Here is a 20144-nt window from a genome sequence, read left to right as displayed (position 1 = left end):
TGAATAGAATCAGGAAAATGCTTTTTTTAATTCAATGCTTCAATCGTAGTTCTTTTTCTAAATCAAAGGCAAGGATGTGTTGCTCCCCAATCGGACCCATGACGGACTGTAACGTATCGACGTATCCCGTCTTGAAGTACAGTGATTTTGCAGCAATATTCTTTTTATTGACCGCTAGTGTAATCGCTGTGACTTCTGGAAAATGATGATGGACGAACTCTGGCAACTGCATCATTGCCTCTTTCGCATATCCTTGCTGTTGATGGCGTGCATCAATGGAAAAGGCACGTAATAGGACACTTTGTTCATGTGTTCGATGTGTTTTAGGGGGGTTAAGATGAAGAATAAAAAATCCGACGACGAGCTCGTCTTTTTTGATGACAACCGGGAATTTATCTGGATGGGCAACTGCATCTGTGACGACATCCGTCGGAAAAGAAGTAAACTGGACTTGTTCTTCCGGAAGAATGAACGCATCACATTGTTCATAATGTTCATTCGTATACATGTGTAATTTCACTACAGACATTCTCATTCCGCCTTCCCTCTTTGTACAGGACAAGAGAGTACTCTCTTACATCTATTCCCATTTTAATGTTTTTGTATCCATTTGCCTAGTCTTTTAGGGTACTCGTCTTACATAACATCCAATAGGCTCTTGTCTCTTTATTCCACGGTTCTTCTTTCCGTAATCCAATCCTGACACTAAAAATGATACACTAGGGAAAGTTCGATTATTGGACGAGAAATAAATACGCTCGAGGTGAACTGTATCATGCATGAAGATTTTTTCGAACAGATGGAGCGATTGACCGGCATTCAACTGAATCCTGTCCAACAACAGGCAATCGAACATGACCATGGTCCGTTGCTGTTACTCGCCTCACCCGGCTCTGGAAAAACAACGACGCTTAATTTTAAGATTGCCTATTTGATTTTACAAAAAAAGATCGAACCACATCGTATTTTAGGGCTGACCTTCAGTAAGGCAGCAGCTCGCGAGATGGCGGATCGTTTTTATCATCTATTTCACGAATTAATTGGAACGACAGCGGCATTCTCGACGATTCATAGCTTTGCTTTTCAAGTCGTTCGGGATCATACATCCCAGCAGCGTCTTTCCTATACGATCATTGAGGGACCAATGGATCAACAACATCCGAATGCGCCACATAAACGTATGTTACTCCGGCGTATTTTCCAGGAAATTAATCGGAGTGTCATTACCGACGACCAGATGGATGAGTTATTACGAATGATTTCCTTTGTCAAGAACCGTCTTCTTTCTTTAAAGGAAATCAAGGCAGTACCGACGACGATCAAACATTTCCCTGATATTTATGTGGCGTATGAACAATTCAAGTCGCGTGATCCCTTACATCCGTTACTCGACTTTGATGATATGTTGACGTATGCGAATACGATTTTGGAGCAAGACCGTCGTCTGTTGCAACATTATCAGCGTCGCTTTGACTATATCCTAACGGATGAGAGCCAGGATACGTCACTCGTTCAACATCAATTGGTCGAAAAGTTAGCCTTACCGCATAACCGACTTTGTGTCGTTGCAGACGATGATCAGACGCTATACAGCTGGCGTGGCGCGGACGCTTCTAAAATTTTGCACTTCAAAGATACGTATCCGAATGCGACGATTCTTTACATGGAACAAAATTATCGTTCGTCTCAAGACATCGTATCCGTCGCGAACCAATTCATTCAGCGCAATAAAGCACGCTATCCGAAACAGATGTTCACGGAGAACGCTGCTGTTCGTCCGATCATCTTAGAGACGTTACCAACTTACGAGGATCAGACTCGCTATCTGTTGAATCAACTACGGACAGAGACGAATTACCGCGAAGTGGCCATCTTATATCGCAACAATGCTTCTTCGATCAACGTCATGAATGCTTTGGATCAAGCAAATATTCCGTTTTATATTAAGGATGTCGATCATAAATTCTTCAGTCATTGGATTTTGAAGGATATCTTAAACTTCATGACATTCGCACAAGATCCGACAGATATCGATGTGTTAGCAACTATTCATACGAAATTCGCCGGGTACATTTCAAAAGCGCAACTTTCTCAATTGCAGCAGTTCGGTACGGGCGAATCTGTATTTGATCTACTCATAAACAAAATCGAGATGAAGTTTTATCAAAAGAAACAACTTCAACAAATGAAGCGCACGTTCGCTTCCATCCAAACCGTTCGACCCTCTGCTGCCCTCTCTCTGATTCGTCATGAACTGGGTTACGAAAAGAATTTGCGGAAAATGAGTGAGAGTCTCGGTTTTAGTCTCGATCACCTGCTTGAAACATTGAATACGATTGATAACATCGCAAGTGATGTACCAACGCTACTCGCTTTTCGTGAACGGATCACGCATCTCGAACAATTGATGCGTGATGCGAAACAAAATAAAAATCAAAATGCGGTCACCCTTTCGACCTTTCACAGTGCAAAAGGACTTGAATTCGATCGCGTTTTCATGATTGATCTCGTTTCTGGTATTCTTCCATCAGCTGATACGATCAAGGCGTACAAGAATGGACAACTCGATGATATGGAAGAAGCTGCACGTTTGTTTTACGTCGGCATGACACGGGCGCGACACGAACTACATCTTCTGTCCTATCGTTTTAAATCGAAATCATTTGATGTCTCGCCATTCGTCGAAGACGTTCATCGCCTCGTCACGCCTGATGCTGCAAAACGAAAAGTAGAGCGCAAGCGAACTGCTGTTGCAGCGCGAGCTAGCGTCCCCCCACTACCGATCACTGAGAACATGCGTGTCTCGCATACAGCATTTGGTCCCGGAACCGTCTTGCACCTGGTTGACGACGTGCTAGAAATTTCATTTGATCAAGGAATGAAAAAACAGCTTTCGTTACAAGTCTGCTCTGAAAATGCATTACTCGAAATTTTATGATTTAAATGGACTGATTCATAAGTCAGTCTCCATAAAGATAAGGGTCGCAGAATGATGATCTGCCACCCTTATCTCGTAAAAAAAGAAGGCCTCGTTTCACGACACTCCTACAGGAAAAAGCGCATCGCGCTGTCAGAGACAAACAAGACCTGCTTTCCTGCTTGAATGAAGCAGGAAAACTGGCTTGTGTCTCGCCTGAGGAAAGGGCGTGAAAAGACGAGTCCTTCTTTTTAAGTTAATCCCAATTATATACGTCAGTTTTTCGTCGACGACTCATTTTGATGAATCAAGGCATCTCTGATTTCTGTCAATAATTTTTCTTCTGTCGTTGGTACCGCTTCTTCTTCGATGACTTCTTCCTTCTTCCGGAATGAAGTGATGCCTTTGACGAATATAAACAGCGCAAAGGCGATCAACAAGAATTCGATGCTCGCTTGAAGAAATTGACCGTACTGCAACTCTGCATTTCCGACCATGACCGACAATCCTTTGACATCAATGCCCCCGATGATGATACCGATCAGTGGCATGAAGACGCTGTCAACGAGGGATTTGATGATCCCGCTAAACGCAGCACCAAGAATAACTCCGACCGCTAAGTCGATCACATTTCCTCGAAATGCGAATTCCTTGAATGCCTTAAACATGAAACGTCCCCCTTACCAAGCACGGGACGCCAACTGCTGAATCGCATATCCGACGCCGTGCTCATCATTTGTTTTCGTCACGTGATGGGCAATCGCTTTTGCCTCATCATGACCATTCCCCATCGCGATCGCTTTGCCGGCAACTTTGAACATTGGAAGATCATTCAGGTTATCACCGATGACAGCGACCTGTTCGATTGGCACACCGAGGTGGTCTGCGAGGATTTTAACTGCCGTTCCTTTATCGGCACCGACTGCCATGACTTCAATGTTATCGTGTCCTGACGACGTGACATAGACACCGTCGACCTTCTGCTCGATTTCCTGCCAGATTTTTTTCATTAATTCTTGATCAAACGAGAATGAAATGAATTTAAATACTTTTCCTGCTTGGTTACGAATGTACGACCGGAATCCATCAATCATCTTGACGTCTTCGTGGACATAATAACGATCGTGGAAGAAATCAAGCACTTGTTTTGCCCGATCACTTTCTTCACTCAACTCTTTCAGGGAATCATAGGCTGCGTCGATCGTCGCTCCTTGTGCTGTCACGAGTCCTCGATCACAGAACATCTCGAAGAAAACTTCATATTGACTGATGATACCGTAAATTTGCTGTGCTTGTTCCGTCGTCAACGTCGTCGCACTCAACTCTTCTCCATCTACGGTCATCACACGTGCCCCGTTTGAAGCAATGATCGGACAGTGGATTCCTGCTGCATCTGTTAATTCTTTTGCATTTAAGTAGTTACGTCCTGTCGCGATTGCAAATTCGACACCTTGTTCGCGTGCCGCTTCAATTGCCTGAATCGTCTCCGGTTCAATTCGTTGCTTGCCCGAAAGAACGGTTCCATCCATGTCTGATACGAGTAGTTTGATTGAATTTGCCATCGTCTTCACTCTCCTCTTTTTCTATTTCCATACCACTATACCATTTTTCACATTTTGACTGGTCGTAAACGCGGTTTACAAAATCGGTGACAATAAACGCGAAATACTTTCCTTGAATTTGATCGTTCTTGAACGCGCGGCATACGACTCGACCGTCATGAGCTTTGATACCTCACAATCAGCGAGGAAGAGACGTTCTAGTTCAATCGCTATTGCCTGATCATAGACGATCGTGTTCATTTCAAAGTTCAACCGAAAGCTTCGCGCATCGATATTCGTCGTCCCGACTGAAGCAATCTCGCCATCGACGACGATCGTCTTTGCGTGTAAAAATCCAGGTTCATACGTGTAGACTTTAGCTCCGTACGATAACAACTCTCCTACAGCAGCAGTCGTTGCCCAGTAAACGAATGGGTGATCCGGCTTGTTCGGAATCATGATGCGGACTTCCACTCCGGACAGAAGGGCTGCCTTACATGCATCTAAATAACTCGTGTCTGGAATGAAATAAGGCGATTGGATATAAATCGTCCGTTTTGCTTCGTTGATCATCTTGATTAAGGCAAGCTTCAAATACTCTGAACGGGAATCCGGACCCGATGTGACGATTTGCATCGGTAATATATCCTGAATCCTATGCGTTCCATAGTAAAACAAAGATTTTTCCGTATAGACGTCACTTGCTTGGTTCCAGTCGAGAATAAAGCGATCGAGTTGATCATGAACGGCGTCACCTTCCAAGCGAAAATGTGTATCCCGCCAGTAGCCGAACTTTTCATCGATACCGAGATATTCCGTACCAACGTTGAACCCACCAATGTAGCCGATTCGACCGTCAATGATACAGGATTTACGGTGATTGCGGTTGTTCAATCGAAAATTAACGAATCCAATCGTCGACGGGAAAAAGGCAAACACTTCTCCTCCGTGTGCGAGTAAATCCTTAAAATCCGTCCGTTTGAGACTTCGTGATCCGACAGCATCATACAATAGACGTACTTTGATCCCGCGACGGGCACAATCGGTCAATGTATCGATCAACGCTAACCCGAGACGATCTTTCTGAATGATGTAATATTGGATATTCACTTCATGCTCTGCCTGGCGGATATCTTGAATCATCCGATTGAACTTCTGCTCGCCATCCGAAAGAATCTGCAGTTGATTCGAGAGACTGAGCAGGGAACCGTTCGACATCAGGTTCATCCGAATCATATCCCGGTGCTTTTGAATCATCGGGTGCCGTCCCATCGTTACAAGTTCTTTTTTCTGTAAGGCGATCCGTCTATCCTGTTCCAGTTGTTCTTCATCCGTGACACGATAAAAATTCGTTTTTTTCAACAATCTTCCGAAAAACAGATAGACGAGAAATCCAACGAGCGGAACGAAATACAAGATGAATACCCATGCCCACGTCGCACCAATATCGCGCCGCTCGAGAAAAATAACCGTCAGAACAGCCAAGATATTCATGATAAGCAATCCGTAGACGATGATGATCGTGAACGTACTCCATACTTCCACCATACGATTCCCTCCCGCTTCAACGGTATTCTTCGATTTTGATTCCTCTGTCTCTTATTCCCGTTTCCTTCCGTGTCATTCTTCTGAAGACAAAAAAACCTTTTTGAAGCACTGCTAGCTTCAAAAAGGTTTAGGCGTGTCATGATTCTGGACAAGGTTCCAGTTGTTGTAACGCCATTTGTTCAAGCGTCGCTTTGACACCTGCTACACAGTCTGGCAATCCAACACCATCATAGGCGAGTCCGGCTAAATGAATGTGCGGATAATGAGAAGCGACGATTTCTCGCACTTCTTGAATCCGCTGTGCATGTCCTACCGTATAGGCCGGTAAGCCGTCTAAGAGACGACTGATGACGACACGCTCCGGTTGCAAAGGACGACCACAGATGTTTTCAAGATCTTCTAAGACGACGCGTTCAATCACTTCGTCTGATTCACGAACGAGTGCATCTTTTCCGGGGCGTCCGACGAAGGCACGAAGCACGGTATGATTCGGTGCTGCATGATTCCACTTTTGATCAATCGCCGTGCATGCTGTAATTGAATACGGCGCCCGACGGTTGACGATGAATCCCGTTCCATCAATCGGTAACGCAGTTTCCTTATCGAAAATCAACGTGACCGTCGCCGTCGAGTGTGTTGAAAGGTTCGCAAGCCCTGGAAGCGTCGCATCTGGTAACAGGGACACGACTTGGCGATGCGGAATCGTCAACAAAATATCATCGGCATATTCTGGACCATGATCCGTTTCGAGACGATATCGCCCGTCTTCTTCCCGTTCAATGGAGCGAAGCGGTGTCTCAAGACGAATCTCTGTCCGTTCGAGCACCTCTTCTAAACGCTCGACGAGAGACTCGAGTCCAGTAGCAAGTGATAGGAATTGACCTGTCGCTTTGAGCGTCGGACCTTGTTGTTGATCAAGCGGACGCATGAGGCGCATCCCTTCGAACAAGCTTCCAGCCTTTTGCTCATTCGCAACGAATTGCGGATAGGTCGCGAACGTACTCATCCGGTCGATATCACCCGCATAGATGCCTGAAAGAAGCGGTTCGATCAACTTCTCGACGAGCGCATCTCCAAGACGCGGACGCAGGTATTCCCCTAATGGGATGTCTGTTTCCGGAATCGTCAAATCAGGAGCAGGGTGAAGCAAGCGTTCTGTCACCTCTGCCTTTTCTTCTTCCGTCAGTAGAGACGTCTCTGCGAATAACTCTAAATCGGTCGGGATGCCCATGACGGCACCTTTTGGAATCGGGTGGAGACCGCGCGCATCCAAGATATACGCTTGCGACGTGTTATTGCGAACGAGTTGCTCCCCTAATCCAATCTCTTCGATGAGATCCGTCAACACGTGTTTCCGTGCGACGTATGAATCCGGTCCCCGCTCGATCGTCAATCCTTCGTCCCGATATGTCGCCACCTTACCACCGAGACGACCCTCTGCCTCGAGTAACGTGATGTTCATCTCCGGAAACTGCTTCTCTGCATAATAGGCGGCTGCAAGTCCTGATATACCACCGCCCACGATGACGAGACGTTTACTGGACATAACTACCCACCTGTTTCGCGACGGCTTCCGTGACAGCTTTCATGAAAGCTGGATCCGCGTTTGGCATGACAGGTCGCGCATAGTGAATTCCGAGTTCGTCGCAGACGACTTTACACTCGTAATCATTATCGAACAATACTTCTAGGTGATCGGCAACGAAACCAACGGGTACATAGACGAATGCTTCGTATCCTTTTTCTTCGTAGACGTCACGTGTCAAATCCTGAACATCTGGTCCAAGCCATGGTTCTGGCGTTTGTCCAGCCGATTGCCAGCCTGTGATCATATGCGGTACACCAGCACGTTGCGCGATCAATTCAGCTGTTTCCTTCAATTGTTCTGGGTATGGATCACCGTTTGCAATGATTTTTTCAGGTAGACTGTGTGCTGAAACGACGAGAACGGCTTTTTCTTCAGGTACTGGTAAAGCGTCGAACGTCTTGCGGATTTCTTTACCCCACCAATCGAGAAACGCTTCTTCTTTGTACCACGATTCGACGGATGCGAGACGAATACCGTGTTGGTCCGCGACTTCCTTCGCACGACCATTGTATGAACGGATACTGAACGTCGAATAGTGAGGTGCTAAAACGACCGTGACCGCTTCCGTAATGCCGTCTTTTGCCATTTGCTCGACAGCATCCTCAACGAATGGCTCGATGTGTTTCAGACCAAGATAGAGTTTGAACTCGATTTCACCAGCATATTTCTCAGACAGTTGACGGTGTAGCTCTTCAGCCTGATCAATCGTGACTTGTGCGAGTGGTGAGACACCACCGATGGCTTCGTAACGTTCCGTCAACTCTGCCAATGCTTCTGGAGACGGTTTGCGCCCGCGACGGATGTGCGTATAATAACGCTCGATATCTTCTGGTTTATATGGCGTACCGTACGCCATAACAAGTAGTCCTAACGTCTTCATTTTCCTACCTCCATTTTTTCTTTCGAATAATCATGGATAAATGCAGTCAAACGTTTCAATACTTCTGGATCGACTTCCGGGAAGATGCCGTGACCGAGGTTAAAGATAAATCCTGGTTGCTTCATTCCCATGTCGAGAATTTCCTTCGTTTTTGCTTCAAGGATATCCCATGGTGCTAACAGATAAGACGGGTCGAGGTTTCCTTGGACAGGTTTCGTCAGTCCACGCTCACGTGCTTCGTCAATCGACAAACGCCAATCAAGTCCGACGACGTCTAACGGTAAACTGTGCCATTCTTCTGCCAAGTGACTCGCTCCTACACCGAACATGATCATCGGCACGCCTGTATCTTTTAATTCCGTGAAAATGCGTTCCATCGTTGGCTTGATGTAACGGACATAATCTTTCCGGCTTGTCGTTCCGACCCATGAATCAAAGATTTGGAACGCTTGGATTCCTGCATCCACTTGTGATTTGATGTAATCGATGACCATGTCACCTAGTTTCTCCATTAAGGCATGCCATACCTCAGGTTGTCCATACATCAATGCTTTCGTTTTATGGTATCCCTTCGAAGGACCACCTTCAATCATATAGCTCGCAAGCGTGAATGGTGCCCCGGAAAAACCAATCAACGGTACTTCGAGTCGTTCCCGTAACAAACGAATCGTTTCATAGATATATGGAATATCTTCACGGTTAAATGGTTGTAATGCTTCGACATCTGCCATCGTGCGAATCGGGTTCGCGATGACTGGACCGATACCACTCTTGATTTCGACGTCAACGCCCATCGATGGAAGTGGCGTCATGATGTCTTTATACAGAATCGCTGCATCGACCCCTAATTGTTTTACAGGTAGTTCTGTCACATATGCGCCTAGTTCCGAGTCATGTGTGATCTCGAAAAGCGTCCGCGTCTTCTTGATTTCACGATATTCCGCTTGATAACGACCTGCTTGTCGCATGTACCAGACGGGAACGTGATCAATCTGCTCGCCACGGATCGCCCGCAAAAACGTATCATTGAATTTCTTCATCATAACTACCCCTTTATACTCGTTCTAACGCCCCAAAAAAACGTACGATAAGTTTGTGAACACAGAAACATTATATCTGAAATTAAGAAGTCTGTGCCAATAAATCGTTTACAAAATGACAGTTCTGTTACCAGTTCATGAAATGTTCACTGTTTCTTGTAAAGACCGAATGCAGCATTCAACTGACCACGAATCAAGTCAGAACGTTGTTGTTCCGTTACCTTGCGTTCTTTTTCTCGAATTTCGTGCGTGCGCCAGCCATCCTCGATTTTTTCCGCGACTTCGACGAGTCGCTCGACATCCGTAAACGAATATTTTCGTGTCTTTCCATTTGTCCGTTCTGGAAAGATTAGCTTCCGTTCCTCATAGTAACGAATCTGACGTTCTGACAAGCCGGTCAATTCACAGACGATTCCGATCGACATCACCTTTTTTTCGCGGTAGTTCATCTTCGTCACTCCTTTCCACAAAAATACCATGTCAGATTTTCTGACACAACACGTTTCTTTGAAAGTATTTCCGTCTAAAGTAAACACATACTTTAAATGGATAAAGGAGGAACGACAATGAAACTGGAACAACTCGCTATCTCAGTCGATACGTTTTATGTCTTATTCGCAGCACTGCTCGTCTTTACGATGCAAATCGGATTCTTACTTCTAGAAACAGGGATGTTACGGGCGAAGAACGCGGGGCACGTCGCCGTCAAACAAATCATCAGCTTCTCGGTTGCCGCTCTCGCCTTTTGGGCCATCGGATTCGGATTGACGTTCGGTGATGGCAATTCTATCATCGGAACGGAAGGATTCTTTTTACAAGGAGGATTCAGCAGTCTTGATTGGTCGAACATCACGATTGATGTGAAGTTCCTCTTCCAACTCTCATTCGTCGCTGTCTCCCTCGCGATCGCTTGGGGCGGATTCGCAGAACGTGCTAAATTATCCGTCTACCTGTTGTTCGGAACGTTTTTCGTTGCTATCATCTATCCGATCATCGCACGTTCCGTTTGGGCAGGTGGATTCCTTGGTTCGCTCGGGATGCAAGACTTCGCTGGATCAACGGTCGTTCACTTACAAGGTGGGATTGCCGCACTCGTTGCCGCTTTACTGCTCAAGAAACGAATCGGTGCTGAAAAAACACCGTTACTTGGACACAACGTCATCTATTCTGTCGTTGGTGCCTTCATCCTCTGGTTATGTTGGTTCGGCTTCAACGCTGGTTCGACACTAACGATTGCCGATGGATTCTTTAGTTACGTTGCCTTGACGACGTTACTTGCGACTGCAGCAGGTGCCCTCGGTGCTCTTGCCATCTCATTCTGGCACCGTCGTGTCGCAGATATCCCTTCGATCATCAACGGCGTGTTAGCTGCACTCGTCGCCATCACAGCAGCCTGTGCCTTCGTCGAACCGTGGGCAGCTGTCGTCATCGGTTTCCTCGCTGGTGTGATCACATATGGAACGAGCATTCTTCTCGCAAGCCGTGTGGATGATCCATTATGTGCCTTCTCCGTTCATGGCGTCGCTGGTATCTGGGGTACACTCGCAACTGGATTCTTCGCTTCACCACGACTCGTTGAAATCACAGGGATCGGACAAGCTGGTCTCTTCTATGGTGGCGGTTTTACGCAACTCGGCGTTCAAGCACTTGGTGTCGTCTTTGCCGTCGTCATCGTCAGCGTCTTAAGTTACGCATTCTTAAAAGTTCTCGACCTTACGATTGGTCTTCGGATCACACGCGAAGATGAACTCCGCGGATTGGATGTTGCAGAACATGGTCAATCTTCTTACGATCTCCCTGCTCCTGTCAGCAAAGAATTACGTATGGTTGAAGAAGAAGACCTCTCAAACGAACGTGTCAATTAATAATTAGTAAAGAACAAGAGCCTACACGATGGATTCATCGCGTAGGCTCTTTCTTGTTTATTACTTTCGAGCGTAGTATTCACCAATCACAAGCGCCAAGGCTGCCCCACCAACGACATAGAGGGATCCACTGAAGAAGAATCCAAGTAGCGTCAGGACGATGCATTGACTGATTGCTGCGAAGCGGATGATTTTCCGTTTCGCCTGTACAGCATTTCCAAACGGTAATAGACGAGTCAATAGGTGTTGGTCCACTGCCTTCGTGAACGGTGCTAGCTGAAAGCTTGTAAGTCCTGCAAACGCAGGGATTGCAAGCGCAACGAACAACTCGTTACCGTTTGCCAACCACATGAACACGACCCCAATCAATGTCAAACGAACAATCAATCCGATGCCGTCCCCACTCCGGATGAACTGTTTGACATACAGGTAATCGAATGTCGTTTGCGCTCGATGTGGAATCCGCTCGACCATGTTACTTAAGAGACGACGGCGTTTATACGTTGCTGTCAAATGAGGTACATCGACGAACCAATTTGCTAGTCGGTAAAAACGATCGCGCGATTCCTGCTCAAGTGCAATCCATTCGCGTAGAGGAAGATGGTCCTGACGCTTCAAATGGAGTACGACCATTAAGAGAAGTGCGACGACGATTGTCATCCACGCCATATCGATGATGACGAGTAGCGCCGCTCCGAACGCATACAGCAACACCGTCCGATGTGCGATGCCTTCAAGCTTGGATAAATTCGCAGCCGCTCCGAACAAAGCAAGTGCTACCCCAAGTAAAACAAGTTCAAGTGGTGTCGTCTGTTCCGTTCGAACATAGAGAACAACGACAGCTAAAAATGGAATCACGGCACGGATGATACCAAAGACCGCATTGTACGCTCGTACTTGTTGCATAAACCCTGATAACTTCGCTAATACCGGTAACAAAAACACTTGGTCCGCCTCAACGAGAAACGTCCGACTCGTCCGGTAGAGCGGTAAAATCAGAAACAAGGCTGCCATGACGAACCGACCAGGAAACGATGGATCGAGTTGGTCGAGGAAACGACCGTATACGACTAAACCGTACAAAATAACGAAGTACACGGTGAATAATAGTCCACCATTCGCCATATACCTTGTGTATTTCACCGTCTCGGTCATCGCCGCCTGATACCGTTCCCTCCATAAGGACTGGCTGCTCATCGTTCCGCCTCCTCGATTGCAGCGACGTACAGATCATCCAGCGTTCCATCTTGCAGTCCATATCGTGCGCGTAAAGCAGCTGTCGTCCCTTCCGCTGCAATGTGACCCTCATGTAAGAGTACGAAACGATTACAATGCCGTTCTGCTGTCTCAAGGATATGTGTTGACATTAAGATCCCTTTTCCATCCTGTTTCAGTTCACTAAAAATCTGTAATAACTCGCGAATCGCGAGCGGATCTAGTCCAACAAACGGTTCATCGACGATCAACAGCTCACTCCCTGTGACGAGTGCGCACAAGATCATCGCTTTTTGTTTCATTCCTTTTGAGAAGACACTTGGAAACCATTCGAGTTGCTTCGTCATCCGAAGTCGTTCAGCGTAATGTTGCGCGCGTTCTGTCGCGATCGCTTCTTCGACATCATATCCTTGCGCCATCAGACGAAGGTGCTCCCGTAATGTCAGTTGTTCATATAACATCGGTTGTTCTGGAATGTATGCAACTTGGCGACGATACTCGGTTTCGTTCGTTGCTAAATCCATTCCATTGATTCGAACTGATCCCGTCTTGACTGGCAAAAGACCGAGTATGTGCTTGATAGTCGTCGATTTCCCAGCACCGTTTAAACCAATTAAACCAACGAGTTCACCCCGATCCACTTCGATATTAATGTCATGAAGGACGGTTTTCGATCCATATCCGCCTGATAAACCTTTGATATCTAATAACATGTTCGCCACTCCCTTTAGGCTCATCGTAAAGTAGATTTGCTTCGTTTTTCTAGCTTAACGCCTAGTTTTTTAAAATATAATGTTTTAATACTTGTTTTTTCGGCAATTACTCTAAGTGTAATCGTTACATCAATATATGAAAACGATTTACATGTAAATTGAAAGTGAAATCAATGAATCGTCCATTCATTCTCTATCAAGTGGTCTAATTGTCTAGTCATTTAAAGAATGAACGATTTCAGATTTTTTCATTTTCGCACGTGTTTATAACTGCCTGAAAACAGGTAAAACTAATATGTAGAGGAGATGTTTTAAAATGGGTTTCTTATGGGCACTCATCATTGGTGGTCTCATCGGTTGGATCGCAAGTTTAATTATCGGGAAAGATGTGCCGGGTGGCATCATCGGTAACATTATCGCTGGTTTCATCGGTTCGATGATCGGTCAAGCCATCTTTGGTTCAATGGGACCAAAAATCGCTGGTTTCGCAGTCATTCCGGCTATTCTCGGAGCAGTCATCTTGATCTTCATCGTCTCACTTATTCTCCGGGCAGTACGTAAGTAATCATATATCTTAAATTGAAAAGGAGTGTTTTAAATGGGATTCTTATGGGCATTAATCGTTGGTGGTATTATTGGTTGGTTAGCAAGCTTGATTTTAGGTAAAGATGTTCCAGGTGGTATTATCGGTAACATCATCGCTGGTTTCGTTGGTGCATTGATTGGTCAAGCATTATTCGGAGATTGGGGTCCAATGGTTGCTGGATTCGCAATCGTACCTGCTTTACTCGGAGCTATCATTCTTATCCTCATCGTATCGTTCATTCTCCGTGCGGTGAATAAACGATAACCAAAAATCCTCGGACGTTCTGTCCGAGGATTTTTTTAGTCTTTTAATTGTAACCACATACCGTCTTCTCGCTCGACGACACGTTTTTCTGCTCGCAGATTCAACCATTCGAACACACCTTCGAGAAAACTAGACGGATATTCCCAAACCGTACCGACTTGCTCTCGCTTCTTTCGTTCTGGTTTTCCAGCGATGGCTTCAAGTTCATCCGGAGTCTTATTCAATCGGATTAACAATTCTTCCACCTGCCCCGACTGATAGGTTACTTCATATCCATCGTACCGCGCTCGATTGGCAACGGTCGAATCAGGCGTGCCGAACGTATTCTCAAACGAGTCACGCGAACGTCCAAGATAGCCAGTCATCGTATCGATACTTTTTCCAGTCCGGGCTTTCACTTCCGTCTCAAGTAACGTTTTGATATCGACTGCATATTCGTTCGAAACGGTCGTATTGAACCGATCAGCTAATTTAAAGTCGACTGTCGCGTTCGGTTCATCTCCGAGTTGTACAGTCTTTGATTCCCGGACGGTCTGTCCTGATTGTTCCGCACTTACTTGAACATCGTACTCTCCAGGAGAACGCTTGACTTCAAGAGATTTCTGATCGATTGTCCCGACTTCTTCTCCATCTAGTGAAACCTTTGTTCCCGGTAGATCACTCGAAACGGTTAACCGTTGAGGATTCACATCGAGAGAGTACCGGTCATACCAAAGCCATCCATCCTCTTCTTGTAACGAAAACAGATGTGTCTTCACTTGCTTACCTGCGTCTTGATCCTGTTTGACTTGTGCGATGACCCGGTCCGTCCGCTCTGCATCAGCCGTCAACCAGTTAACGAGTCGCGTCGCCTCACTCATCGGTAGTGACTTATCGTTCATCGTGACTAGCTTTTGGAATCCACGCTGATCCTTTTCCTTTAACAAGGTAGCAAGACGCTCGTCTGTTTTCTCCATTTTCGCCGCTTCTTGCATGTTACGCCCAAACCAAAAGGCAACGAATAAGAAAAGACCGACGACGATAACGCTACCGACGAGCAGACGCCGTTTTCGCTTTTTTTGTGCCGTCGAGGCTACTCGTGATGCCATGCAGTTCGCTCCTTCCCTTCAGTAGCTGTATGTTTCTAAGTGTATCGGGTTCAATTTGACTGTCAATCGTGCGGAAGTCGGAAACTTTCCGTATACTAATGTTATCTTACCCAAAGGAGTGAACGTTCCATGCAAAAAGAGTCATGTATCTTCTGTAAAATTGCTCGCAAAGAAGTCCCTGGTCATATCGTATTCGAGAACGAACAAGTTCTCGCCTTCCTCGATTTGTCACAAGTGACGAAAGGACATACGCTCGTCATCCCAAAACAACATGCCGATAATTTGTATGATCTTTCTCCTGAACAAGCACAAGACGTATTTGCGACGATCCCGCAAATCAGTCGTGCGCTTCAACAAGAGACAGAGGCAGCTGGCATGAATCTCTTATCGAATACAGGAAAAGTAGCGGGTCAATCGGTCTCCCACTTCCACCTGCACCTCATTCCGCGTCACGATAAACAAGACGGTTTCGGCGCGAAATGGGAAGTTCATAATGACGATTACACGGTAGAGGAATTGGCTGAACTCGCTAACTCGATCGCTTCTCGCATCTAAGTCTGTTCTTTTTCTTCTATTCTTAGAAAAATATTGCCGAAATAGGTTTCTTTCATTCGATTTTCGGTAAAATAATATGAAACAAATATTTTAATATTAAAAAGGAGGTTCAATATGTCGAAGCGTCCCGCCCGTAACTGGGTCGCTTTTGGTGCTACGCTAACACTTGTGACTTTTTACGGTCTGAAGGCGCTTCGCCAAGGTACGAAAAGCGACTCTTCGAACGGTCATCAACGTCGAAATTCTTATTCTACAATCGTAACGAATGTGCAGGATTTGACCCAGGAGGGCAAGAACTTAGTAGAGACAGCAAAAGCGTCTGGTATGCACTTCAAAGAAGAAGTCATGCAGAGCGTCTCGGAATACCAAACGGAAGTCCAAGCATCGCTCACGAAGATCCAGTCTCTCGCTGATGAAGCGAAACAGGAAGCAGACCAGCTTTCTCCACAAAAGTAAGATCCGTTGCTTCGATTTGTTTTTGTATAGTTTGCATTTTGCGCGTTTGAGCCATTGTCACCTTTCGAAAGGATGAGTCAGATATGGAACACGAAAAGTTATATCCTGGACAAGAGGCTTTGTTGTATAGCCACAAGATTGTCCAGTTAAGCAAAGCACTATGGAAAACGGTAGAAAAAGATTGGCAAAATTGGATCAAGCCTTTTGATCTGAACATCAATGAACATCATATCTTGTGGATTTCGCACGCGCTAGGCGGTGCCTCGATTTCAGAGATTGCGAAGTATGGTGTCATGCACGTCTCGACGGCGTTCAACTTCTCGAAGAAGTTAGAAGACCGCGGACTGTTGACGTTCTCAAAAAAGGAAACAGATAAACGAAATACCTACGTCCAGTTGACACCAGAGGGCGAATCACTCTTGCTTGAGACGATTCAAGCGTTCCGCCCTGAAGAAAACGGTGTCTTCCGTGCATCACTTCCTCTTCAGGAACTGTACGGGAAGTTCCCGGAATTAACGGACATTTCTGCGATCGTACGTCGCTTGTATGGCGACAGCTTCATGGACATATTCGCTGAGACATCAAAGATGATCACAGAAGAAGCAGATCGTCGCCCTCAAGATCCAGTCATGGACTCAATCAAAAAAGCATAACCTTACTAAAAGCGTTTTAGCCTCTAGCTAGAATGCTTTTTTTAGGTCTTTTTTCCTCATGACAAGGACATTACTACTATGTCTCAAGAGCGTTATTTCCCTCACAATTTCCCATAAAAATTATCCTCAACCGGCTACTTGGATGTGATAGCATGGAAAAGAGCAAGTATCTCTCGGCATGACAAGATACAGCTGTCAACCAGACGAGAATATGATATGATAAAACGGTTGAAATAAATGGTAAATTAGGGGTGTATGTATGAAAAAGAAATTGTTAGGCGCAGCAGCAGTCGCAAGTGTATTTACGTTAGCAGCATGTGGATCAAATGACGAAGCCGTCATCAATTACAAAGGTGGCGAAGTCAACAAGGCTGACGTCCAAGAAGAAGCATACGAAAAAGCTGGTGCTCAAATCGCCTTCCAGCAAACGATGAACAAATTGCTTGAGAAGAAATACGGCAAAGAAGTCACGGATAAAGAAGTCGAAGCAGAAGTCAAGAAGACAAAGGACCAGTTCCCGGATAAAGAGCAGTTCAGTACAACATTGAAATCTGCTGGAATCAAGAACGAAAAAGAATTCGAGAAAGTTCTTCGCACACAAATGCTCTTAACGGAAGCAAAATCTGCGAAATCAAAAGTAACAGATAAAGAAATCCAAGAGCGTTTTGACCAAGAAAAAGTCGAAGTTAAAGCAAGCCATATCCTCGTTGCGAAAGAGTCAGAAGCAAAAGACATCAAAAAACAATTGGATGACGGCGCAGACTTCGCGAAACTCGCAAAAGAGAAATCAACAGATACAGGTAGCGGTACAAAAGGTGGAGACCTTGGATACTTCACAAAAGGTAAAATGGTCAAGGAATTCGAAGATTATGCGTTCAAGGATGGCGTTGAAGGTAAAATCTCCGATCCAATTAAAACACAGTTCGGTTACCACATCATCAAAGTAGTCGATCGTAAAGAAAAGAAAGACTTTACACTTGATAAAGAAAAATCACGCATCAAAAAAGCACTTGCTGAAGAAAAAGCAGCACAAGTCAACCCGAACGATATCTACCGTTCACTCATGAAAGAATACGATGTTAAAATCGAAAACAAAGACTTCAAGGATGCTTTTGATTTAGACAAACAAGAACAACAACAAATGCAACAACAGATGATGCAACAACAACAGCAGTAATCAAAAAAGGAAGCCTTTAGGGCTTCCCTTTTTTGTGTCGTTTTTTCATATGATTAATAGTTAGCGTACCGTCCGAATCGGTGCTCGTTCGTATTGTTTCGGCAAGGCGACCGTGTCTCCTAGTTCGGCTGCCGCATGATAGACCCAGTACGGTTGGCGAAGTAGTTCACGTGCGAGCAGGACTATATCTGCTCGACCGTTACGGACGATTTCTTCTGCATGGGCAGCTGTCGTAATCAATCCAACCGCGCCTGTTGCAATACCTGTCTCTCGTTTCAACTCTTCTGCATAGCTCACTTGATAGCCTGGATACACTTCCGGTACGGCATTGGCGACGACAGCCCCTGAACTGCAATCGAGTAGATCGATGTTACGTGCTGCTAGTTCTTTTGCAAGTGGAATATAGTCCGTTGCCGTCATTCCTCCTGTTGCGTGATCCGCTGCTGAAATCCGGACCCAAATCGAAAGCTTCGAGACGTCCTGAATCCCATCAATGATCTCTAGCAACAAGCGCATCCGATTTTCAATCGATCCACCGTATTGATCATCGCGGACATTCGATAACGGAGAGAGGAACGTGTTCAATAAATAACCATGAGCCCCATGAATTTCAATGAAATCGTACCCTGCTCGTTCCGCACGTAGTGCTGCATCGATGAACTGTTGTTTGATCGTTGCGATTTCCTCAAGCGTTAATGCTCGCGGATGACCGTATGTGTCATCAAACGGTAAAGCACTCGGTGCGACGGGTGGTTCTGCCGTCGTACTTTTGCGCCCAGCATGGGCCAGTTGAATGCCTGCTTTTGCCCCCGCTGCTTTGACTTGCTCTGCGATCCGTTGTAGTCCTTCGATATGCGCATCTGACCAAATCCCAAGGTCACCGGCTGAAATACGACCGTCTGGCGTGACGGCACTCGCTTCTAAGATGACACCACCGACACCACCCATTGCACGGGTTGCATAGTGCGTGACATGCCAATCCGTAACGAGTCCATCTTCTTTTGCACTGTACATACACATCGGCGCCATGATGACCCGATTGCGGAATGTCAACGTTCCGAGTTGAACCGTATCAAACAACTTCGTCTTCATCTTTTTTCCCCCTTATAGCTTCGGACGATAAAAAGCACGATTATCTAGTGCAAATGATCGTTCCGAGAACTGTCCTGGCTCGACATATTCAAGGAGACGATCCATCATCGTCATCCGTGCATCAAGGTTATCGATCAAGAACAAAACTTCTGCCTCGCGCATCTGTGGTGCGACGGCAGAACCCCATTCCGGTCGTCCGTGATGACTTAAGACGAGATGTTGCAAGACCGTCAGTACTTCTGCGTCAATTTGTAATTCTGCTCCGACTTTCTCAAGTTCCGCTACCATCATCGTAATATGACCGACGAGTTTACCAGGCAACGTATATTCCGGTGCAACCGGATCGGATAACTCCTTGATTTTCGCATAATCGTGCAGAATGATGCCACTGATTAGCACGTCACGGTTTAAGGTCGGATAGAGTTGAGCGATTTGATCCGCTAGACGCAACATCGAAAGGACGTGGTATGACAGCCCCGAGTAAAAAGCATGATGGTTCTTGACCGCTGCCGGATGCGTGAAGTAGGCGTCGAATCGTGAAGTAATCAAATGTTTAACGAGCTTTTTCATATCACTGTTCTGAATCGATTCTACGAACGCGAGTACTTCCGTCTCGATCTGCTCTCGCGGAATCGGCGCGGATTGGACATAGTCCTCGACATTCGTCTCCGCTAGGACCGTGATTTGTTTGAGCTTGAGTTGTGTCCGTCCCCGATAGTCCATGACTTCTCCAGCAGCATGGACGATCGACTTCGGCGCATATTTTTCAAGATCACTCGTATCCCACATCTTCGTCTCGATTTCGCCTGTCTTATCCGTCAAGATGAGCGTCAAGTATGGTTTCCCATTTGCTGCAATTCCTTTGACCGCTTGCTTGATCATCGCTCGTTGATCGAGCGTTTCTCCAACTGCTAATTTACCAATTCCTTTCATACTTGAAACACGTCCTTTATCTGTAAAATAGGT

Annotated in this window: 20 protein-coding genes and 1 pseudogene; 8 read left to right on the top strand and 13 right to left on the bottom strand. The window is 45.8% G+C overall.

Going from position 1 to position 20144, the window contains the following annotated elements:
* Window positions 1-31 precede the first annotated feature (31 nt).
* Window positions 32-529, bottom strand: coding sequence for a GNAT family N-acetyltransferase (locus KNQ11_RS00295; protein ID WP_064300431.1), 498 nt, complete (start codon window positions 527-529; stop codon window positions 32-34).
* Between the two features lie 246 nt (window positions 530-775).
* On the opposite strand from KNQ11_RS00295, the gene KNQ11_RS00290 reads away from it, so the two are divergent.
* A complete protein-coding gene (locus KNQ11_RS00290) occupies window positions 776-2938 on the top strand; it encodes an ATP-dependent helicase (protein ID WP_149426904.1) in 2163 nt (720 codons plus the stop codon).
* A gap of 254 nt (window positions 2939-3192) precedes the next feature.
* Here KNQ11_RS00290 and mscL read toward each other — a convergent pair whose 3' ends face one another.
* The 7 genes from mscL to KNQ11_RS00255 form a co-directional block, all read right to left on the bottom strand.
* Window positions 3193-3585, bottom strand: a complete 393-nt coding sequence (gene mscL / locus KNQ11_RS00285) for a large-conductance mechanosensitive channel protein MscL (RefSeq protein WP_214768911.1) — start codon at window positions 3583-3585, stop codon at window positions 3193-3195.
* Window positions 3586-3597: 12 nt separating this feature from the next.
* On the bottom strand, window positions 3598-4479 hold the full coding sequence (locus tag KNQ11_RS00280; protein WP_149426903.1) for a Cof-type HAD-IIB family hydrolase: 882 nt from the start codon (window positions 4477-4479) through the stop codon (window positions 3598-3600).
* A 75-nt stretch (window positions 4480-4554) separates the two neighbouring features.
* Complete coding sequence (cls, locus tag KNQ11_RS00275; RefSeq protein WP_214768910.1) at window positions 4555-6006, bottom strand: cardiolipin synthase; 1452 nt, start codon at window positions 6004-6006, stop codon at window positions 4555-4557.
* Window positions 6007-6142: 136 nt separating this feature from the next.
* Complete coding sequence (gene hemG, locus KNQ11_RS00270) at window positions 6143-7552, bottom strand: protoporphyrinogen oxidase (RefSeq protein ID WP_214768908.1); 1410 nt, start codon at window positions 7550-7552, stop codon at window positions 6143-6145.
* On the bottom strand, window positions 7542-8474 hold the full coding sequence (gene hemH / locus KNQ11_RS00265; RefSeq protein WP_023467355.1) for a ferrochelatase: 933 nt from the start codon (window positions 8472-8474) through the stop codon (window positions 7542-7544). Before hemH ends, hemG begins: the two co-directional genes overlap by 11 nt.
* The gene (gene hemE / locus KNQ11_RS00260) at window positions 8471-9517 is read right to left on the bottom strand and encodes a uroporphyrinogen decarboxylase (RefSeq protein WP_023467354.1); all 1047 of its coding nucleotides are present in this window, start codon (window positions 9515-9517) and stop codon (window positions 8471-8473) included. Before hemE ends, hemH begins: the two co-directional genes overlap by 4 nt.
* A gap of 143 nt (window positions 9518-9660) precedes the next feature.
* Window positions 9661-9963: a MerR family transcriptional regulator gene (locus KNQ11_RS00255; RefSeq protein WP_023467353.1), complete on the bottom strand. Its 303-nt coding sequence runs from the start codon at window positions 9961-9963 to the stop codon at window positions 9661-9663.
* A 117-nt stretch (window positions 9964-10080) separates the two neighbouring features.
* Here KNQ11_RS00255 and KNQ11_RS00250 point away from each other — a divergent pair, with 117 nt between their 5' ends.
* Entirely contained in the window at window positions 10081-11379 is a 1299-nt protein-coding gene (locus KNQ11_RS00250) for an ammonium transporter (RefSeq protein ID WP_023467352.1), read from the top strand.
* A 60-nt stretch (window positions 11380-11439) separates the two neighbouring features.
* On the opposite strand, the gene KNQ11_RS00245 is transcribed toward KNQ11_RS00250, so the two are convergent.
* Together KNQ11_RS00245 and KNQ11_RS00240 are read right to left on the bottom strand one after the other, a co-directional pair.
* Complete coding sequence (locus KNQ11_RS00245; protein WP_214768906.1) at window positions 11440-12576, bottom strand: ABC transporter permease; 1137 nt, start codon at window positions 12574-12576, stop codon at window positions 11440-11442.
* Window positions 12573-13307 carry an ABC transporter ATP-binding protein gene (locus tag KNQ11_RS00240; RefSeq protein ID WP_133207904.1) on the bottom strand — a complete coding sequence of 245 codons (735 nt, stop codon included), beginning with the start codon at window positions 13305-13307 and terminating at the stop codon, window positions 12573-12575. The genes KNQ11_RS00245 and KNQ11_RS00240 overlap by 4 nt, the downstream gene beginning before the upstream one ends.
* 316 nt (window positions 13308-13623) lie before the next feature.
* On the opposite strand from KNQ11_RS00240, the gene KNQ11_RS00235 reads away from it, so the two are divergent.
* Together KNQ11_RS00235 and KNQ11_RS00230 are read left to right on the top strand one after the other, a co-directional pair.
* Window positions 13624-13872 carry a GlsB/YeaQ/YmgE family stress response membrane protein gene (locus KNQ11_RS00235; RefSeq protein ID WP_023467349.1) on the top strand — a complete coding sequence of 83 codons (249 nt, stop codon included), beginning with the start codon at window positions 13624-13626 and terminating at the stop codon, window positions 13870-13872.
* Window positions 13873-13905: 33 nt separating this feature from the next.
* Complete coding sequence (locus tag KNQ11_RS00230; protein ID WP_029340936.1) at window positions 13906-14157, top strand: GlsB/YeaQ/YmgE family stress response membrane protein; 252 nt, start codon at window positions 13906-13908, stop codon at window positions 14155-14157.
* 35 nt (window positions 14158-14192) lie between these two features.
* Here KNQ11_RS00230 and KNQ11_RS00225 read toward each other — a convergent pair whose 3' ends face one another.
* Window positions 14193-15245 carry a TcaA second domain-containing protein gene (locus KNQ11_RS00225; protein ID WP_214768904.1) on the bottom strand — a complete coding sequence of 351 codons (1053 nt, stop codon included), beginning with the start codon at window positions 15243-15245 and terminating at the stop codon, window positions 14193-14195.
* Between the two features lie 126 nt (window positions 15246-15371).
* Between KNQ11_RS00225 and KNQ11_RS00220 the strand changes: the two are divergent.
* The 4 genes and pseudogenes from KNQ11_RS00220 to KNQ11_RS00205 form a co-directional block, all read left to right on the top strand.
* Window positions 15372-15800, top strand: a pseudogene (locus tag KNQ11_RS00220) (HIT family protein); the annotation flags it as partial.
* A gap of 114 nt (window positions 15801-15914) precedes the next feature.
* On the top strand, window positions 15915-16256 hold the full coding sequence (locus KNQ11_RS00215; RefSeq protein WP_023467345.1) for a hypothetical protein: 342 nt from the start codon (window positions 15915-15917) through the stop codon (window positions 16254-16256).
* 83 nt (window positions 16257-16339) lie between these two features.
* Window positions 16340-16909 carry an HTH-type transcriptional regulator Hpr gene (locus KNQ11_RS00210; RefSeq protein ID WP_023467344.1) on the top strand — a complete coding sequence of 190 codons (570 nt, stop codon included), beginning with the start codon at window positions 16340-16342 and terminating at the stop codon, window positions 16907-16909.
* A gap of 259 nt (window positions 16910-17168) precedes the next feature.
* Window positions 17169-18086, top strand: a complete 918-nt coding sequence (locus KNQ11_RS00205; RefSeq protein WP_050677713.1) for a peptidylprolyl isomerase — start codon at window positions 17169-17171, stop codon at window positions 18084-18086.
* A gap of 60 nt (window positions 18087-18146) precedes the next feature.
* On the opposite strand, the gene namA is transcribed toward KNQ11_RS00205, so the two are convergent.
* Together namA and KNQ11_RS00195 are read right to left on the bottom strand one after the other, a co-directional pair.
* Window positions 18147-19178, bottom strand: a complete 1032-nt coding sequence (gene namA / locus KNQ11_RS00200) for an NADPH dehydrogenase NamA (protein WP_214768902.1) — start codon at window positions 19176-19178, stop codon at window positions 18147-18149.
* A 12-nt stretch (window positions 19179-19190) separates the two neighbouring features.
* Window positions 19191-20111 (bottom strand): HD domain-containing protein, encoded by a 921-nt coding sequence (locus KNQ11_RS00195; protein ID WP_214768900.1) that lies wholly within the window; start codon window positions 20109-20111, stop codon window positions 19191-19193.
* Window positions 20112-20144: the final 33 nt, after the last annotated feature.

This window comes from Exiguobacterium sp. s39, from assembly GCF_018618925.1.
Taxonomy (GTDB): domain Bacteria; phylum Bacillota; class Bacilli; order Exiguobacteriales; family Exiguobacteriaceae; genus Exiguobacterium_A; species Exiguobacterium_A abrahamii.
This window is presented reverse-complemented; position numbering and strand designations above follow the sequence as displayed.

What these genes read in the sequence shown, in the direction of transcription:
- KNQ11_RS00295 (WP_064300431.1), bottom strand. Translation starts at nt 529, where the DNA reads ATGTCTGTAGTGAAATTACACATGTATACGAATGAACATTATGAACAA.
- KNQ11_RS00290 (WP_149426904.1), top strand. Translation starts at nt 776, where the DNA reads ATGCATGAAGATTTTTTCGAACAGATGGAGCGATTGACCGGCATTCAA.
- mscL (WP_214768911.1), bottom strand. Translation starts at nt 3,585, where the DNA reads ATGTTTAAGGCATTCAAGGAATTCGCATTTCGAGGAAATGTGATCGAC.
- KNQ11_RS00280 (WP_149426903.1), bottom strand. Translation starts at nt 4,479, where the DNA reads ATGGCAAATTCAATCAAACTACTCGTATCAGACATGGATGGAACCGTT.
- cls (WP_214768910.1), bottom strand. Translation starts at nt 6,006, where the DNA reads ATGGTGGAAGTATGGAGTACGTTCACGATCATCATCGTCTACGGATTG.
- hemG (WP_214768908.1), bottom strand. Translation starts at nt 7,552, where the DNA reads ATGTCCAGTAAACGTCTCGTCATCGTGGGCGGTGGTATATCAGGACTT.
- hemH (WP_023467355.1), bottom strand. Translation starts at nt 8,474, where the DNA reads ATGAAGACGTTAGGACTACTTGTTATGGCGTACGGTACGCCATATAAA.
- hemE (WP_023467354.1), bottom strand. Translation starts at nt 9,517, where the DNA reads ATGATGAAGAAATTCAATGATACGTTTTTGCGGGCGATCCGTGGCGAG.
- KNQ11_RS00255 (WP_023467353.1), bottom strand. Translation starts at nt 9,963, where the DNA reads ATGAACTACCGCGAAAAAAAGGTGATGTCGATCGGAATCGTCTGTGAA.
- KNQ11_RS00250 (WP_023467352.1), top strand. Translation starts at nt 10,081, where the DNA reads ATGAAACTGGAACAACTCGCTATCTCAGTCGATACGTTTTATGTCTTA.
- KNQ11_RS00245 (WP_214768906.1), bottom strand. Translation starts at nt 12,576, where the DNA reads ATGAGCAGCCAGTCCTTATGGAGGGAACGGTATCAGGCGGCGATGACC.
- KNQ11_RS00240 (WP_133207904.1), bottom strand. Translation starts at nt 13,307, where the DNA reads ATGTTATTAGATATCAAAGGTTTATCAGGCGGATATGGATCGAAAACC.
- KNQ11_RS00235 (WP_023467349.1), top strand. Translation starts at nt 13,624, where the DNA reads ATGGGTTTCTTATGGGCACTCATCATTGGTGGTCTCATCGGTTGGATC.
- KNQ11_RS00230 (WP_029340936.1), top strand. Translation starts at nt 13,906, where the DNA reads ATGGGATTCTTATGGGCATTAATCGTTGGTGGTATTATTGGTTGGTTA.
- KNQ11_RS00225 (WP_214768904.1), bottom strand. Translation starts at nt 15,245, where the DNA reads ATGGCATCACGAGTAGCCTCGACGGCACAAAAAAAGCGAAAACGGCGT.
- KNQ11_RS00215 (WP_023467345.1), top strand. Translation starts at nt 15,915, where the DNA reads ATGTCGAAGCGTCCCGCCCGTAACTGGGTCGCTTTTGGTGCTACGCTA.
- KNQ11_RS00210 (WP_023467344.1), top strand. Translation starts at nt 16,340, where the DNA reads ATGGAACACGAAAAGTTATATCCTGGACAAGAGGCTTTGTTGTATAGC.
- KNQ11_RS00205 (WP_050677713.1), top strand. Translation starts at nt 17,169, where the DNA reads ATGAAAAAGAAATTGTTAGGCGCAGCAGCAGTCGCAAGTGTATTTACG.
- namA (WP_214768902.1), bottom strand. Translation starts at nt 19,178, where the DNA reads ATGAAGACGAAGTTGTTTGATACGGTTCAACTCGGAACGTTGACATTC.
- KNQ11_RS00195 (WP_214768900.1), bottom strand. Translation starts at nt 20,111, where the DNA reads ATGAAAGGAATTGGTAAATTAGCAGTTGGAGAAACGCTCGATCAACGA.